Source organism: Streptomyces cucumeris (assembly GCF_024295805.1).
In the GTDB taxonomy this organism is placed as follows: Bacteria; Actinomycetota; Actinomycetes; order Streptomycetales; family Streptomycetaceae; genus Streptomyces; species Streptomyces cucumeris.
Map to the genome: position 1 here is coordinate 46,199 of NZ_JANCLX010000017.1, position 15,714 is coordinate 61,912.

General features: G+C 71.2%; 14 protein-coding genes and 2 tRNA genes. 4 read left to right on the plus strand and 12 right to left on the minus strand.

Going from position 1 to position 15,714, the window contains the following annotated elements:
- Positions 1-67: 67 nt before the first annotated feature.
- Together NMK44_RS23870 and NMK44_RS23875 are read right to left on the minus strand one after the other, a co-directional pair.
- A tRNA-Met gene (locus NMK44_RS23870) sits at positions 68-140 on the minus strand.
- A gap of 56 nt (positions 141-196) precedes the next feature.
- Positions 197-269 (minus strand) — tRNA-Thr (locus tag NMK44_RS23875).
- Positions 270-484: 215 nt separating this feature from the next.
- On the opposite strand from NMK44_RS23875, the gene NMK44_RS23880 reads away from it, so the two are divergent.
- Both NMK44_RS23880 and NMK44_RS23885 read left to right on the plus strand, forming a co-directional pair.
- On the plus strand, positions 485-1,792 hold the full coding sequence (locus tag NMK44_RS23880) for an amidohydrolase family protein (RefSeq protein WP_254746312.1): 1,308 nt from the start codon (positions 485-487) through the stop codon (positions 1,790-1,792).
- 149 nt (positions 1,793-1,941) lie between these two features.
- The gene (locus NMK44_RS23885; RefSeq protein ID WP_254746314.1) at positions 1,942-2,607 is read left to right on the plus strand and encodes an NAD(P)H-binding protein; all 666 of its coding nucleotides are present in this window, start codon (positions 1,942-1,944) and stop codon (positions 2,605-2,607) included.
- Between the two features lie 17 nt (positions 2,608-2,624).
- Here the strand turns inward: NMK44_RS23885 and NMK44_RS23890 are convergent, their stop codons facing one another.
- Both NMK44_RS23890 and NMK44_RS23895 read right to left on the minus strand, forming a co-directional pair.
- The gene (locus NMK44_RS23890; RefSeq protein ID WP_374215330.1) at positions 2,625-3,089 is read right to left on the minus strand and encodes a DUF3574 domain-containing protein; all 465 of its coding nucleotides are present in this window, start codon (positions 3,087-3,089) and stop codon (positions 2,625-2,627) included.
- Positions 3,090-3,497: 408 nt separating this feature from the next.
- A complete protein-coding gene (locus tag NMK44_RS23895) occupies positions 3,498-4,352 on the minus strand; it encodes a DUF1206 domain-containing protein (protein WP_374215331.1) in 855 nt (284 codons plus the stop codon).
- A 220-nt stretch (positions 4,353-4,572) separates the two neighbouring features.
- Between NMK44_RS23895 and NMK44_RS23900 the strand changes: the two genes are divergently transcribed.
- Positions 4,573-5,850 (plus strand): amidohydrolase family protein, encoded by a 1,278-nt coding sequence (locus NMK44_RS23900; RefSeq protein WP_254746318.1) that lies wholly within the window; start codon positions 4,573-4,575, stop codon positions 5,848-5,850.
- Positions 5,851-5,905: 55 nt separating this feature from the next.
- On the opposite strand, the gene NMK44_RS23905 is transcribed toward NMK44_RS23900, so the two are convergent.
- Together NMK44_RS23905 and NMK44_RS23910 are read right to left on the minus strand one after the other, a co-directional pair.
- Entirely contained in the window at positions 5,906-7,330 is a 1,425-nt protein-coding gene (locus NMK44_RS23905; RefSeq protein ID WP_254746320.1) for a GNAT family N-acetyltransferase, read from the minus strand.
- A gap of 351 nt (positions 7,331-7,681) precedes the next feature.
- Positions 7,682-7,906, minus strand: a complete 225-nt coding sequence (locus NMK44_RS23910; protein ID WP_254746322.1) for a hypothetical protein — start codon at positions 7,904-7,906, stop codon at positions 7,682-7,684.
- Between the two features lie 188 nt (positions 7,907-8,094).
- Between NMK44_RS23910 and NMK44_RS23915 the strand changes: the two genes are divergently transcribed.
- Complete coding sequence (locus tag NMK44_RS23915) at positions 8,095-8,472, plus strand: hypothetical protein (protein ID WP_254746324.1); 378 nt, start codon at positions 8,095-8,097, stop codon at positions 8,470-8,472.
- Positions 8,473-8,567: 95 nt separating this feature from the next.
- Here NMK44_RS23915 and NMK44_RS42445 read toward each other — a convergent pair whose 3' ends face one another.
- From NMK44_RS42445 to NMK44_RS23945, 6 genes are all read right to left on the minus strand, one after another.
- A complete protein-coding gene (locus NMK44_RS42445) occupies positions 8,568-10,259 on the minus strand; it encodes an RICIN domain-containing protein (protein WP_254746326.1) in 1,692 nt (563 codons plus the stop codon).
- Positions 10,260-10,302: 43 nt separating this feature from the next.
- Positions 10,303-10,635, minus strand: a complete 333-nt coding sequence (locus tag NMK44_RS23925; RefSeq protein WP_254746327.1) for a hypothetical protein — start codon at positions 10,633-10,635, stop codon at positions 10,303-10,305.
- 187 nt (positions 10,636-10,822) lie between these two features.
- The gene (locus NMK44_RS23930) at positions 10,823-11,329 is read right to left on the minus strand and encodes a hypothetical protein (RefSeq protein ID WP_254746329.1); all 507 of its coding nucleotides are present in this window, start codon (positions 11,327-11,329) and stop codon (positions 10,823-10,825) included.
- Positions 11,330-11,606: 277 nt separating this feature from the next.
- A complete protein-coding gene (locus tag NMK44_RS23935) occupies positions 11,607-12,578 on the minus strand; it encodes a glycosyltransferase family 2 protein (protein ID WP_254746332.1) in 972 nt (323 codons plus the stop codon).
- A 139-nt stretch (positions 12,579-12,717) separates the two neighbouring features.
- Entirely contained in the window at positions 12,718-13,143 is a 426-nt protein-coding gene (locus NMK44_RS23940) for a hypothetical protein (RefSeq protein ID WP_254746334.1), read from the minus strand.
- A gap of 109 nt (positions 13,144-13,252) precedes the next feature.
- The gene (locus NMK44_RS23945; protein ID WP_254746336.1) at positions 13,253-15,676 is read right to left on the minus strand and encodes a glycosyltransferase; all 2,424 of its coding nucleotides are present in this window, start codon (positions 15,674-15,676) and stop codon (positions 13,253-13,255) included.
- Between the last annotated feature and the right edge of the window lie 38 nt (positions 15,677-15,714).

Here is a 15,714-nt window from a genome sequence, read left to right on the forward strand (position 1 = left end):
GACGGATGGATTAACGCAGAAAAGAGTAGCCGATCGGAGGACCGACCTCACAATCGGCTACTGTCAGTAGCGGTGACCGGACTTGAACCGGTGACACAGCGATTATGAGCCGCTTGCTCTACCGACTGAGCTACACCGCTTCGATGCGATAGATACCCCGTCCGACCGAAGTCGAACGGGAAACCTGAAGCATCAGAGCCCCAATACGGAATCGAACCGTAGACCTTCTCCTTACCATGGAGACGCTCTGCCGACTGAGCTATTGGGGCGAGCGATGAAGACATTACACGCTCGGCCGCCGAAGGTGAAATCCGTATCGGCGCACGGTCACAGGGTCCTCGGGCACCACACCGGTACGACTATTCGGCTCCTCCGCGAAGCCGTCACCACCGCGTCCTAGGCTCGGATCCAGGCCGAGTGATCTTGGCTGCTCATGCGCCCGTCACGCGCCCTCTTTGCGCCCTCACACGCCCCGCGGAGTGCGATGCCCGACAGCCAGCCGCAGCAGCCCCAGCAGCCCCCCAACGACGCGGCGGCCGGGTCCGGCGGCGCGCTGGTGCTCGGCGGTGCCCGGCTGGCCGACGGCCGCACGGTGGACGTCCGGCTCAGCGGCGGGCGCATCGAGGCGGTCGGCACGGCGGGCAGTCTCGCCCCCGGTCCGCGGCTGGACCTCGGCGGCTATCTGCTGCTGCCCGCCCCCGCCGAACCGCACGCCCACTGCGACACCGCGCTGACCGCCGAACTCGCGGGCCCGGTGCCGTACGCCCCCGAGGACGTCCGGCGGCGCACCACCGAGGCCGCCCTGCTGCACCTCGGCCACGGGGCGACGGCGCTGCGCACCCATGTACGGGTCGGCGGGGTGCACGGGTTGCGCGCGCTGGAGGCCGTCCTCCAGGCGGGCCACACCCTGCGCGGCCTCACCGACCTCGGTGTGGTGGCGGTGCCGAGGGTGCTGACCGGAGCGGCCGGGGCGGACGGGCTCGCGGTGCTGCGGGACGCGGTGAAGATGGGTGCGGGCGTGATCGGCGGTTGTCCGGATCTCGACCCCGACCCCACCGGTCATGCGGAGGCCGTGCTCGACCTCGCCGCGCGCCACGGCTGCGCGGTCGATCTGCACACCGACGGTGACGACCCGGCGCGGCTCGCGCGGTTCGCGGCCATGGCCGGAGGGCTGCGGCCGGGGGTGACCATCGGCCCGTGCGCGGGGCTCGCCCGACTGCCGGGCGAGGTCGCCGCGCGGCTCGCGGACCGGCTGGCCGCGGCCGGTGTCACGGTGGTCTGCCTGCCGCAGGGCGACTGCGGCGGACTGGAGGACCGGGGTGCGCGGGGTGCCTCAGGACCACCCGGTCCCGCGACCCCGGCGGCCCCCGGCTGTGCACCGGTACGGCTGCTGCGGGCGGCGGGCGTACGGGTCGCGGCGGGCAGCGGCGCGCTCCGGGACGCCGCCAACCCGGTGGGCCGCGGTGACCCCCTGGAGGCCGCCTTCCTGCTGGCCTCCCGCGAGGGGCTGACCCCGCCGGAGGCGTACGAGGCGGTGTGCGGACGGGCCAGGGCGGCGCTCGGCCTGCCCGAGGTCCGGGTGGAGGCGGGGTTCCCGGCCGAACTGCTCGCGGTGCGCGGGGAGGGGCTGGCGAGTGTGCTCTCCCTCGCGTACAGCCGGGTGGTGGTCCACCAGGGCCGGGTGGTGGCGCGCACCAGCGCGGTGCGCGAGTACTGCGATTCCGCCGCCGCGGTGGCGCTGGACCTGCCGCGGCAGACGCGGGCGCAGAAGCCGGACGGCGACCAGGCGTAGGGAAGGCGCGGGGGCGGGCGCCACCGCCCGCGCCGCGCACGGCGTGGGGCACGGGCCGCGGGCCCAAGGGGGGTGTGCGGGCGTCGGCTTGGGGCCCGGCGGGGGTTCCGGGCGCGCGGGGCGGGGACACGGGGCGTACGGTCGGGATCATGCGCATTGTCATCGCTGGTGGACATGGACAGATCGCGCTGCGGATGGAGCGGCTGCTCTCCGCGCGCGGCGACGAGGTGGCGGGCATCATCCACCGGCCGGAACAGGCCGGTGACCTGCTGGCGGCGGGTGCCGAACCGGTCGTCTGCGACCTGGAGTCGGCCTCCGTGGAGGATGTGGCGAAGTATCTGGAAGGCGCGGACGCGGCGGTGTTCGCGGCCGGTGCGGGTCCCGGCAGCGGCGCGGCCCGCAAGGAGACCGTCGACCACGCCGCGGCGGTGCTCTTCGCGGATGCGTCCGAGGCGGCGGGGGTCCGTCGGTTCCTCGTCGTCTCCTCCATGGGCGCGGAGGGTGAGATCCCGGAGGGCACGGACCCGGTCTTCGCCACCTACCTGCGGGCGAAGGGCGCGGCGGACGCCGACGTCCGGGCCCGCGACGGCCTCGACTGGACCGTGCTGCGCCCCGGCATGCTGACGAACGACCCGGGCACCGGCCAGGTCGAACTGGCCGAGCACACCGAGCGCGGACCGATCACCCGTGACGATGTGGCCGCGGTCCTGGTCGCCCTCCTCGACGAGCCGCGCACGGTGGGCCGCACCCTGCATCTGATCAACGGCTCGGAGCCGGTGGCGGAGGCGGTGCGGGCGGTGGCCGGACAGGCGTAGTCCGGCCCGCCGGCGGTTCAGAAGTCCACGCGGGCCGGGGTGTCGGCGCGGGCCACCGACTCCTGGGCGTACGTCCGTTCGTAGGCCGTGCGGATGCGTTCGATCTGCGGGTCGTGGGCGCGTGCCTCGGACACCGGGTAGAGCAGGACCACCTCGTAGGAGCGCTCGCGCTCGATCACCCCGTGCCGGTCCCGCCACTGCCCGCGCCCGTCCCGGATCGTCAGTCCGGCCGGGAAGCGCGGGGTGACGGACCGGTCCACGAAGGCGAGGAACTGCTTGTCCGTGACGGGCGGCCCGCCGTCGGGCCGTCCGGTCCCGAAGAAGAGCCGGGTCTCGACATAGGCCGCGCCCCTGGCCGGGGCGGAGACGGCCGTTCCCGGCCCGGTGTCGAGGGCGGCGTGGGCGACGACGGGTGTGGCGGCGGCGAACGCGACCGCCGCGGCGAGGGCGGCGGTCCTGGTGCGCGGGTTCATGCGCGGCATGCTCGCGGCCGCCGACCGCCAGGTGGAAGACCGCCTCGGGCGGAGTCGACCGAGCGCCGAGCGCGGCTCATGCACCGCTCAGCCGGAGGGCCGGGGCGGCCCGGTGGCCCCGCATCACGAGCGCCGAACGGCGGCACGGGCCCGGCGGACCGGTCCGCGACCGCCAGGGCGGCCGCGTCGTCCGCTGACAATGCCCCCGGCAGCCGGGAACACCCTGCACTCCGCCGCGCGGATGCCCCGGCATTCGCCACGGCCGTCCGGGCGGCGCGGCACCGGACCGGCCAGGCCACCGCCCCGCCCAACCGACGCCGCACCGCCGGACACGGCGCGGCGCGCGGGTCCCACCGCGTGGGGTCCGCGCGCCGCCGTCGACGCCCGCCGGGGTACCGGCACCGGTACCGGCATCGTTCAGACGCGGCGCCAGCGGGCCATCGCGAGGGAGAAGACACCGAACAGGGCCAGGCCCACCGCGACCGCGACGAGCAGCCAGGGGCCCGCCGCCGTATCGGCGAAGGTGCGCAGGGTGTCGTCGAGCCCCTTGGCCTCGTCCGGGTCGTAGCGCCGGGCGGCGGTCACCGCGAAGCCGCCCGCCACCGCGAAGACCACACCGCGCGACGCCCCGCCGCACACGCCCAGCGCGTACACCGTCTGCTTCACCCTCTTCGGCGTACCGGCCATCTGGAGATGCTTGCGGAAGCTGCGCCGGATGGCGCGTACGGCTATCCAGACGCCGGCCACGGCCACCCCGAGCCCGGCCAGTCCGACCAGCCACCGGCCGTACGGCAGGTCGAGGGCGCGGGCGGTGACGTCCTGGGACTGCTTGTCGCTGGAGCCGCTGCCCTTCTCCCCCGCCGCGAAGGAGAGCACCGAGTAGGCGACGACGCCGTAGAAGACCGCGCGGGCCGCGGAGGCCAGCCGCTTCTTCGCCTTGCGCCCGTCCGCGCCCGCCGCACCGAAGACCGCCTCGGACAGCCGCCACAGCGCCATCCCGGCGAGCCCCACGCCGACCGCCCAGACCAGGAACGAGCCGAAGGGCTGCTCGGCCAGTACCTCCAGGGCTCCGCCCCGGTCGGCCTGTTCACCGCCGCTGTCGCCGAAGGCGATCCGCACCGCGAGCACCCCGACCAGCAGGTAGATGACCCCGCGGGCGATCAGCCCGCAGCGGGCGGCCGCCTCGATGGCCCGGTCGCCCGCCTCGCCCGGGCTGTCGGGCTTTGCGCGTGCTGCCGAGCCGAGTCCCCGTGCGATCGACGATGCGTTCACCGTTACCTCCCGGCCGATTGACGTGTGCACTGCGTGTGCCCTGCGTTCGCGGCCGAAAACAAGGCATCCGGAGAGCGGCTCCGGTCACCGGGGAGCGCGTCCCTTGTTGCTTGGAGCGGTGCCGCCTACTCTGCGCATAACTGACGGGCCGTCAGATCTGCGCGTCGGGTTCGGACCCCCGGAGGTCGATGTGACCCCCGGGAGAAGGGGAGTTGGCGGGATGACGGGCACAGCGGTGAGTGGATCGACGGGTGCGGCAGACGGGGCGGGCGGTACGGGCGGGACGGACGACGGGGCCGGGCTGCCCAAGGTCATCAGCGTGGACGACCATGTGATCGAGCCCGCGCACCTCTTCGAGCGCTGGCTTCCGGCCCAGCACCGGGACCGTGGCCCCAAGCCGCTCACCGCCGGTATCGGGGAGCTGGCGTACATCGGCGGCAAGTACCGGATCACCACCGACCCGGACGGTCCGCCCACCGACTGGTGGCAGTACGAGGGGGACCTGTTCCCGTACAAGCGCATCATCGCGGCCGTCGGCTTCTCCCGGGACGAGATGACCCTTGAGGGCATCACCCGCGACCAGATGCGCCGCGGCTGCTGGGACCCCAAGGCCCGGCTAGCCGACATGGACATGAACCACGTCGAGGCGTCCCTGTGCTTCCCGACCTTCCCCCGCTTCTGCGGCCAGACCTTCGCCGAGGCCGACGACAAGGAGGTCGGCCTCGCCTGTGTGCGCGCCTACAACGACTGGATGGTCGAGGAATGGTGCGGCGACAGCGGCGGACGGCTGATCCCGCTCTGTCTGATCCCGCTGTGGGACGTGGAGCTGGCCGTCCAGGAGATCCGGCGGAACGCGGCGCGCGGGGTGCGGGCGGTGACCTTCAGCGAGATCCCCACCCACCTGGGCCTGCCGAGCATCCACAGCGGCTACTGGGACCCGTTCTTCGCCGAGTGCGAGGCCACCGGAACGGTGGTGTGCATGCACATCGGCTCGTCCTCGCAGATGCCCGCGGCCTCCCCGGACGCGCCGCCCGCCGTCCAGGCGTCGCTGAGCTTCAACAACGCCATGGCGTCGATGATGGACTTCCTCTTCAGCGGGGTGCTGGTGAAGTTCCCCCGACTCAAACTCGCCTATGCCGAGGGCCAGATGGGATGGATCCCCTACGCCCTGGAGCGCGCGGACGACGTCTGGGAGGAGCACCGGGCCTGGGGCGGCGTACGCGATCTGATCCCCGAGCCGCCGTCCACGTACTACTACCGGCAGATCTACTGCTGCTTCTTCCGCGACAAGCACGGGGTCGCCTCGCTGGAGACGGTCGGCGAGGACAACGCGACCTTCGAGACCGACTATCCGCACGTCGACTCGACCTGGCCGCACACCCGGCGGATCGCGGCCGAACATGTGGCGGGGCTGTCGGCGGAGACGACGTACAAGATCCTGCGGGGCAACGCGATCCGGATGCTGGAGCTGGACTTCGACCGGGAGCGCACCCGGTAGCCGGCACGGACGGCGAGGGTGGGGTGCCCGCGGGTGCGGACACCCCACCGATGGGTCAGACGCCGAAGGCGGCCGGGTACTCGATCACGCCCGACGGCACCGGGCGCGACGGGTCCAGCGCGAGGGCCATCAGCGCCTCGTCCGGCACCTCGAAGGAGGCCCGGATACCGAGGCGGGACGCCGGGGCGAAGCCGAACCTGGGGTAGTAGTCGGCGTGTCCGAGGACGACGACGAGGTTCTCCCCCATGGACCGGGCGGCTTCCAGCGCGGCGCGGATGGCGGCGGATCCGGCACCCCGGCCCTGGTGGGCGGGGAGCACCGCGCACGGGGCCAGGGCGAGCGCGGGCCGGCCGCCGACGTGGCAGCGGGTGAGCAGCGCGTACCCGGCCGGCGTTCCGTCCTCGTGCTCGGCCACGACGGACAGTCCGTCGATCCACGCGCCGGAGTCGGCGCGCAGGGCCTCGATGAGGTCCGCCTCCCCGGCGGTGGGGAAGGCCGCGACGTTGACGGCGCGGATGGCTTCGGCGTCGCCCGGCGTCTCGGGGCGGGTGGTCCAGACGGTCATGGCGTTCCGTTCGTACGGGGGCTCGGTGGTGCCCGGGGGAAGCGGTGCGGTACGGGGGCGCGCGGGGTCGTCGGCCCCACTCCCGGGGTCGGCGGCCGTGGACGAGGGATCGGCCGTCAGACGGCCCGGGGCAGCGGGCGGGTGCGCCGGGTCGGCGTCGGGGTCGGCGTCGGGGTCGGCGTCGGGGGTGACCGGGTGCAGGACGTAGCCCGCGTAGCGGTAGTCCGCACCGTGGTTCCGGCGCAGGTCGATCTCCTCCCGCACCGCGGCGACGGCCTGCGCCATTCCTGGCCGGTCCGGGTCGGCGGTGGCGAGACGCCGGGTCAGCGGTGTGTAGTACTCGGTCCACCAGTCGCCGTCGGGCAGCGGATGGTGGGCCCCGACCCGGTACCCGGCCTCCTCCGCCGTACGAACGTTGTCGGACCGGGACCGCAGCGGATAGGCGGCGTCCCAGAACGCGCGCACCCGCGGGGCGGGACGGGACGTGGCCCATTCGGCCTCGGTGACGACCAGCACGCCGCGGGGCGCGAGCAGGCGGCGCCACGCGCGCAGCGCCGTCCGGAAGCCGATGTTGTAGACCGAGCCCTCGGCCCAGATGAGGTCGAAGCTCCCGTCGGTGAAGGGCGGTTCGTCCATGGAGTGGTTGAGCGCCGCGATCCGGGGGCTCAGTCCCTCCTGCGCGGCCGCGCCCAACAGCTCGTCGAGGAAGGGCTGGTGGAGGTCGACGCCGGTGACATGGCCCCCGGTCGCGGCGGCCAGCACCAGCGCGGAGCGGCCGGGGCCGCAGCCCAGGTCCAGGATCCGCGGCCGCGGGGGCAGCGGACCGGCCAGACGCAGCAGCCGTGCGGTGGTGGCGTCCGATCCGGGGCCCTGCCGGGGCAGGCCCTGGTGCAGCGCGAAGAGCGCCGTGGTCACCGGATCCGGACCGTTCGCACCGTTCAGGCCGTCAGCGCCATGTGGCGGCAGGCCGGAGGAAGGTGTGTTCGAAAAAGGTTGAGACAACGTAGAGACCCTTGGGAAGGGGCCCCGATATGCGCCAAGCGCCGAAGACCAGCCGCGCTCGCGGCAGGGGGAACGTCAGGTCAGACCGGGGCCCGGGACGTGAGGATGGTCCGGGCACTGCACACGGCAGTGGCCTCTACGGCAGTCATCAACTCACCTCCCATGTCCGCTCCGGCAGTCGACCTGGTGTCACTGCTCCTCCCGGAGAGTAACACGCCCGGTCTCCGGCCCCGGAGTGGAGGGGCCGGGGACCGGGCGAGGGGGTCACGCCGGTGTCGCACACCGCGGGGGAAGCGTGACCGTACCGGGCGTGCGCTCGAACGTGTCCATCACGGCCCACTCGTCGAGCTCGGGGTCGTAGAGGTTCTGGATGCCGAACTGGAGCACCTGCCAGAACGTCCCCCGGTCGCGCTGGTCGACGTAGATGTCGCCCGAGGGCGAGCGGCAGCCGCGGGTACGCCCCCGGAGGGAGCTGCGGCCGGACGACACCGACCCGCCAGTGGTTCACCCGCCGGTCCGGGTTCCCCTGGAGGACCTCCCGGCCGACGAACCGCGCGCCCGCGAGCCCCTCGTTCAGCCGCTCCAGGTTGAACCCGGGGAACTGCGAGCACGGATGCTCGGTCACGCCCGGCCACTTGTAGGTGAGGGTGTAGAGGGTGTCGCGGTAGATCAGGTTGGTGAACCAGATCGGGTACTGCGGCCCTCCCGCGGTCATCTGGCTCTCGCCGTCCCTCCCCTCCCAGGTGAACGGCACGGTGATACCCAGGTCCCGGACGATCCACTTGCCGGTTCCGCGGAAGTTCCGCGGCAGCCGGGGCGGTGGCGGGGTGCCCGTCCCGTGCCGCCCCTCGGTGGCCGCGGCCACGGGCACGGGCGGGGGTGCGGGCGCGGCCACGGTCCCGAGGGACGGGGCCGCCTCCGCCCGCGTTCCGGCGCCGACCGGCGGCAGCCCCGCGGTGACGACGGCGATCGCCCCGGCGATCACCGCCGACACCGCCGTCCTGCGTGTGAGTCTCCAGCCCATGGGTCTCCCTCGGCAGAGGTGCGTCAAGTGAGACATTTCGTATCAGGTGGCGGAAGACTTCACGGGCAGGCAAGGCTCCGTCGGGGGCGGAATTCCCCCACCCGGGGAACTCCGCCCCTGAGCGCTTCAGCGGGGCACTTGCTGCCAGCTCTCATCGGATGCGCCGTTGCAGGTGTACTGGATCAATTGCGTGCCCTTCGTGGCGGTGGCGCCGAGGGCGAGGCATTTCCCGGAGTAGACGTTGCGCAGGGTTTTACCGCCGGTGTCGTACCACCACTTCTCGTCGACCGCGCCGTTGCAGGTGTACTGGATCACCTTGGCGCTGTTGTCGAGCGTGGACCCGACCCCCATGCATTTGCCCGAGTATTCGTTCCGCAGGAAGTACGCGGTCTTTCCGTCGGAGTCCTCGGTCTTCTCGAACACCCAGCGCTCATCACGCGCGTTGGTGCAGCCCCACTGGATGACGGGAGCGCCGTTCCCCGTTTTGTTGCCGCCGCCCGCGCACAGGGCGCTGTAGGAGTTGCGCAGATAGACGCTGTGATCGGCGGCCCTTGGCTTGAGCGAGAAGACGACGTTGTTCCCGATGTCCTCGTTGATGCCCCACAGCCGGCCGGAGGACGGCGCGTACGAGAGGTTCTGCGTCAGGCTGGGCGAGCGGGTCAGCACGGTCGGCACCTCACCGGGCTTCGCCTGGTAGATACAGGAGTAGGAGTGCCTGTCCGTGGGATCGGCGTCGCCCATGTAGCCATCGGGGCACTGGGCGGACAGGTAGTAGTACGTGCCGTCCGTGGCGACGCCCTGCAATTGGCGGACGGGTGCATGGAAGGCCCCGGTCGCGGTGGACGAACCGATGGTGTCGCCGTTGTCCGCGCGGGGAAGGGCGGTCGACGGGTTCAGCGGCCATCGCACCACCCGGGCGACCGGATTGCTCTTCGGGCCGTAGTACTCGCCGGACACGAGATGGTCCACCGGGCCGCTGCGGTCCAGGCTCAGCGAACCGAGGCACGAGCGCTTCGTACTGGGATCGGCGGGGCAGTACCGCGGGTCCTTGCCGGGTTCGATGCTGTAGCGGCCCACCATGGGCAGGGCCCAGTTGTGCCAGCGGGCCGAGGAGACACCGTCCTTGGTGCCGACCCGCTCGGCACTGGTCTTCATCTTCCACAGGTGCTGGAAGTCGTAGACCTGCAATTCGCCGCCGTTGGCGACGAAGAGCTTGTTGCCGTACCAGACCATGCCGTCGGTGTGGACATTCGTGACCGCTTCGAAGTCGGCGTGCGACTCGTCACCCGTCGGCTTCACCAGCAGCACATGGCCGTACGTCCGCTCGCTTCCCGTCGAATCGAGGATGGAGACACGGCCGAACTGGTTCTGCGCCTTGCTGTCGCCGTACAGCCAGCTCGCCAGATAGAGGTGGCGGCCGTCGACGGTGCCACCGGGCTGGGCGTCATGGGAGGCGGTCAGTCCCTGCGGACGCCAACCACCCTTATCGGAATAGGAGTTGGTGGTCGAGTCCTCCTCGTCCCAGCAAAAGCCGTTGTACTGGAACGTTCCGTTGAGCCCGGTGCTGTGGCACAGCGGGCGCCCGGTGTGCTGCCGGGACAGCGCGACGTCCACGGGCGCCACCTTGGTGACGGCGCCGGACTTCTCCATGCCCCGGATCGCGGCACCGTTGGCGTCGTAATCCGCTTTCCGGTCGATGAGCAGGCGGAAGTTCGAGACAACGTCCTGGCTCAGCGGCTTCAGCGGCCCATCCGCGGCGTCCCCGCCGGCCGCGGTGGCGGGTCCGGGAACCAGAAAGGCCAGTGTCACAAGGGCCACGAGCGTGGACAGTAAATACCTGAAGGGTTTGTTCGCTTTCATCTCACTCAGTTCCCCGGCCCGTGGAATCCGGAACCGGACGGCTCTGGCAGGTCTCGTCGTTCAGGTCATCCGGCTCGTCGTCCGCATTCTCGTCCTCATCACGACGAACCACGCCTTCTCCGAAGACCGCCTGCGCATGCTCCAACACTTGGCGTGGCACCGGACCGAGCGCGCCGGAGAGTCGTCTCAACAACTCCGCCTGCTCGTGATCCATCGCTACGGCCCCCAACTGCGCGACGGCGGGCACGTCCCCGTGACCACACCCCGTCACGCGGAAAAACTCCGCGATTACCTCGCCCAGGGTCCCGTAGTACGGCCGGTACGTCGTGAGCACCGAGTGGACATCTGCTTGGCAATACGTCCACTCCTCACCACGAGCCGCACCACGACGGCCCCCGGCCGCGTTTCCGCGACTCGGGGGCCGTCTCCTCAGCGCAGCGGCGCATACGAACCCACCGCATGCACCGCCACTGCTCCGCCCGGATGTCCCGCCCGGATGTCCCGCCCGGATGTCCCTGACGTCAGACCGGGGTACCCGGGATGGCCGTGAAGCCCGGGGCGCACGCCGTCGCGATGTTCGCCGGGGTGAGGGGAGTTGTGCTGGATGTGTCGCACTGGGCCTCGTACAGCACTCCGTCGCCTCCCAGCAGGGTGATGAAGAGGAGCCCGGGGTTCTCCTCGGTCACGGAGACGGCCGTGTCCTCCGTACAGGTCGGAGCCCCGGTGACGAGGTTGAGGTTGATCCAGACCCCCGGACCCCGGCTGTCATTGAGGAAGGCGCGTCCCCAGCGGTCCGTCGTCGAACGGAATACCGTCTCGAACAGACCACTGCCCGAATAGTCCACGACGGCGGAGCTGACGTCGCGCTCCCGCGACAAGCACTTTTCTCCACCCGAGGGAGCGGCGGAAGCGGTGGCAGCGACCGACGGGTCGTCGTCCGCGACCGCGGGCACAGCCACGAGGGACCCGACGAGGAGAACCCCCGACGCCGCCGCGAGCCCCCGGGCCGCCCAAGCGAACTTCTTCATGTTCCTGCCTTTCTGGCCGTGAATACAAAGGTTCACCGGCGGCCGAGCGGAAGGCTTCTGATCACGTTCGCATTGCGCGCATCCATCCAGAACGCCGTACAGAACCATGGCGGGAAGCGATATTCCACAGGGATCGCGCGTTTGTGCATATCATTGGATGAATCACCTTGGAGGAGTACGTCTCATGCTCCTGATGGAGCACGGAGACGTCACTACGGGAGCCCCCCTCCGGGCCCGGCCCCACCCGCCCCCGCATCTCAGCCGGAGCCGGGCCGCGCTAGACCGTGGAAACCGCCGTCGGGGCCGGCTCCTTCTCCTGGACGGGAGAGCCGGCCGCGCGGCGGTGAGCCGCCAACTCCTGCTGCAGCCGCTGGATGTGGTAGTGCTGAACCCGCGCCGTGCGCTGCAGGGCCATCACCGCGGTGAGGAAGTGATCCATCTCGGCGGCCCGGGTGAGGATGTCGTCGGGCACGTGGTCGTCCCGCAGCCAGGCTTCCGCGCCCTGACCGAGCACGGCCCGCGCCCAGTCACGGCTGACCGGCTTGAACAGGCTCGGGTGGTTGGCCACGATCCGCGCCCGGATGGCCAGGTCGTTCTCGGCGGCCTCCACATGCAGTCCCGTGTCCTTGTTGCGCGCCCCGAACAGCGGCTCATGAATGTGGTGGGCATCGAAGCCGTGCTCGACGCAGCCGACCCAGAAGTCCCAGTCCTCTCCGGCCCGCATGCTCTCGTCGTAGCCGCCCACGGTCTGCCACGCCTCCCGGCGGTACAGCGAGCAGTAGAACATGATCAGGCGCTGGAGCATCAGTTCCCGGCTGTAGGCGGGGAGGGACATCGCCTGCGGGGGCAGATCGTCGTCGGTGAAGGTGAACACGTCGGTGGAGGCGATCGCGATGCCGGGGTTGTCCTCCAGGACCGCGACGGTCTTCTCGAGCATCGTGGGGGCGATCACATCGTCGGCGTCCAGCGGAAGGATGTAGCGGCCGGCCGCTGCCTCGATCCCGGTGTTGCGGGCGGCCGAGACACCGCCGTTCGCCCGCTGGACGAGCCTGATGCGGCGGTCGGGGTGGCGGGCGACCAGGGACCGGGCCACCTCGGCGGTGTCGTCGGTGCTGCCGTCGTCGACGATGAGGAGCTCCCAGTCCTGGAAGGTCTGGGCAAGGATGCTGGACACGGCCTCGGGCAGATAGCGGGCGTAGTCATGACAGGGGATGACCACCGAGACCACAGGGTCGGGGTTGTGGGGCATGCGCCGTCTTTCGGTTCGGGCCGGGAAGGGGAAGGGAAGTGGGCATCGGGCGGGCCGGCAGCCGGTGTTCCGGGCGCCGGCCGTCCCCCCGGGGCCCGCTTCCGCGGGCCCACGGCCGGACTCGGCGACGGATCCCGGGCTAGCCGCGCGCGGGCTGCTCACGACGGGGGTCGTAGGCGTCGTCCGTGTACTCGCGGAAGTGGCCGATCCGGCTCTCGCGTCCGAAGTCGTCATCGACCTCGCAGATCCACCCGTAGTCCGTGATGGTCATGTTGTTCACGGGCGGGCAGCAGTGCCCGTAGTCCGCGATGGTGACGTTGTTCACGGGTGGACAGCAGGGTCCGTAATCCGTGATCGTGACGTTGCCGATCGGCTCGCAGGGGTGGCTGGTCCCGGACGTGAGGGTGACGTCGTCGCCCATCGGCTGTCCCGGGTAGCCGTACGTCGCCGTCCTCGTCTGCGCGTCCGGGGCGATGGCGGCGTAGGCCGCCTCCGCGCCGCTGAGCAGTCCGGCCGTGGCCAGCGCGGCAGGGAGGGCCAATGAGGTCATGACACGGGATTTCACGGCAGCACCTTTCCTTTGGGTGCGGGAGAGCTGCCCCGGACTGCCGGTGTACCTCGCGGCGCGGGCAGCAAAGCCACCGTAAATTTCGTCACCCAATGTGTCAAAGTGACTACTCACCGTGCGTGACGGCCAGGGGGACGGGCTCCGGCTGCCGTGCGCCGTGGTGTGGATGCACCACTTCCAGATCGGGCAGCGCCCAGCAGGCGATCCCCATGTCCAGGGCCATCGCGGCCAGCCCCTCGGTCTCGATGAGCTGCCGGTAGGGGAAGGAGGGGAAGATGAGGCCATTGCGGTGCAGCTCCGCACGGACCAGCAACGCGGCTCCGCCGACCGAGTCGACACGGACGAGTCCGCGTCCGCGCAGCTCGTCGAGGTACGTCCGGCCGAACCCCCTGGGCGGCTGAAGGATGCCGTCGCGCAGCCACTGGTCCCAGTTGAGCCGGCCGGCTCCGCTCTTGAGGACGAAGGTGTTGAGATCGTACGTCGGCCCACCGGGTGCGGTGGCGCAGTGCGGGACGACGATGTCCTTGCGCGCGCCGAGCAGGCGCTGGACCAGGTCCTCCGGGTAGCCGGTGACATCGGCGTCAAGCCACAGCACCCACTCCTCGTCGGCCAGGGCCCGGGCGAGGAGGTGGTTGCGCACCTTGGCCAGCACCGACCGGCGCCGGCGCTGGATACCCGGCTCCCAGCGGGGTCCGGCGAGCTGGAGTCCGAAGTCACGGTGGACGAGGGTCACCCGCCGGAACTCCGACTCGATACCGGGCAGGATCTGCTGGAGGAGTTCCCGGGTCGAGTCCGTGCTGTCGCCCTCCAGCAGGCCCAGCGAGATCGCCTCGCGCGGGTAGTCCAGCAGGCGCAGGCGGTCCAGATAACCGGGCAGGAACGCGGCCGCGTCCTTGAGGGGCGTGAGCACCAGCACCGTGGGCCGCTCGCTCGCCGGTGCCGGGGCGGGCTCGGGGGCCGGCCGCGGCTTCCGCCCGTCCGTGCACGCGGCGCCTGCGGCGGTCTCGGGGGTCTCGGCGTGTGCGATGTCCCCCGGCTCGAGCGGCAGCCGGGCCGCCATGGCGAGCAACTGCTCGGCGTAGGCGACGGGTTCGGCCCACATCTGGGTCGCCACCTCGAAGTGCTCGGCGAAGTGCGACTCGTCGAAGGTGTTGTTCCCGTGGCACACGTAGGTGTACAGGTCGGGCGCGTCCACCGAGACGACCCGGCAGCGCCGGACCAGCTCTTCGGCCACCGGGGTGTCCTCGCCGCGGCGCTCGGCCGGATAGCGCGGGAGCCGGTCCTTCGCGCACACCATCGACCCCTCCCAGACCCGGGCGCAGGAGATGGCGAGCTTGTGACGGGCGGGCCACCACAGCCGCTCACGTGCGAGGAAGCACGCGTCGGCACCGAGCGCGAGGATCGCCGCCATCTGGGTCTCCACCCGCTCCGGGTCGTACAGGTCGTCGTCGTCCCACTGGCACACATACGGCCCGGTGGCCCGGTCCACCGCCTCATTGCGCAGCTCCCCCAGGGTGCGTCGCTCCGGGGGGAGCCGGTGATGGCGGATCCTCGGGTCGGCCAGGTCACGGATGTGCCGCTCGAGCGTGTCGTCCGTGCCGTCCTCCAGTACGACCAGCTCCAGATGCGGGTAGGTCTGAGCGGTGAAGCACCTGATCGCGCGGCGTGCGGTTGCCGAGCGGTCCTTGGTCACCATCAGACAGGACACGGCCGGCGCCGGCGCGCCCGAGGCCCAACGGCGGCGCTGCGCCTCCAGGTTGAGCAGCCCGTCGGCGACCGGTTGCCGCTCCTGGCTCGCCCAGAACGGAAGCCGTCTGCCCGCCGAGACCCTCGGCGCGGTCGCGGTGTCGCAGGCCCAGCTGTCCGACCAGTGGTGCACCGCGTAGGCCCGGTCGTAATCGGCCTCCTGCGGGCCGAACAGCTCCGTCGCGTACGGGCTCACCTCCGGATACAGCGCCTCCGCGCCGACCACCGTGATCGAGTCCGCCTCCGGGGCGCTGTCGACCGCCCTGGTGAGGAAGAACGGGCCGGTCGTGTCGAGCGTGCCCGGCAGCTTGTGGGCACCGACCAGCCGACGGTGCACATGGGCCGCCCAGAAGGGGTGGCCCGGCCGTGACGCCATGAACGCGTTGCCGACGATGCGGGTGAATCCGCGCCGTCGGGCCAGCAACAACCGGGTGTGCACCTCGGGTTCACAGCCGAGGACGAGTTCCCGCCCGTCGAGAAGTTCGGAGACCGGCTTCAGACACTCGAAATCCAGATCCACGTAGAGGCCGCCGAAATGGTCGAGCAGGAAATAGCGGATCGCGTCGGCCCGCATGATCGGTTCGGGATAGCCGTCGTAGACCGGCAGGAACCACGGATAGTGCTCCTGGAGAAAGGCACGGTTGTCCGCGTCCGTCCACAACCGGTAGCCCCAGCCGGGGTGGTGCAGCCGCCAGGACTCGGACCACTTCTGCCATGCCGGAGGGAGGTCGGCGTCTTTCCATGTCTGGTGAATCAGGGGAGGAATTGTCTTTTGTGCGGTCATTCACACAGTATGTCCACTTGGTTTGGACAGCCGGATAT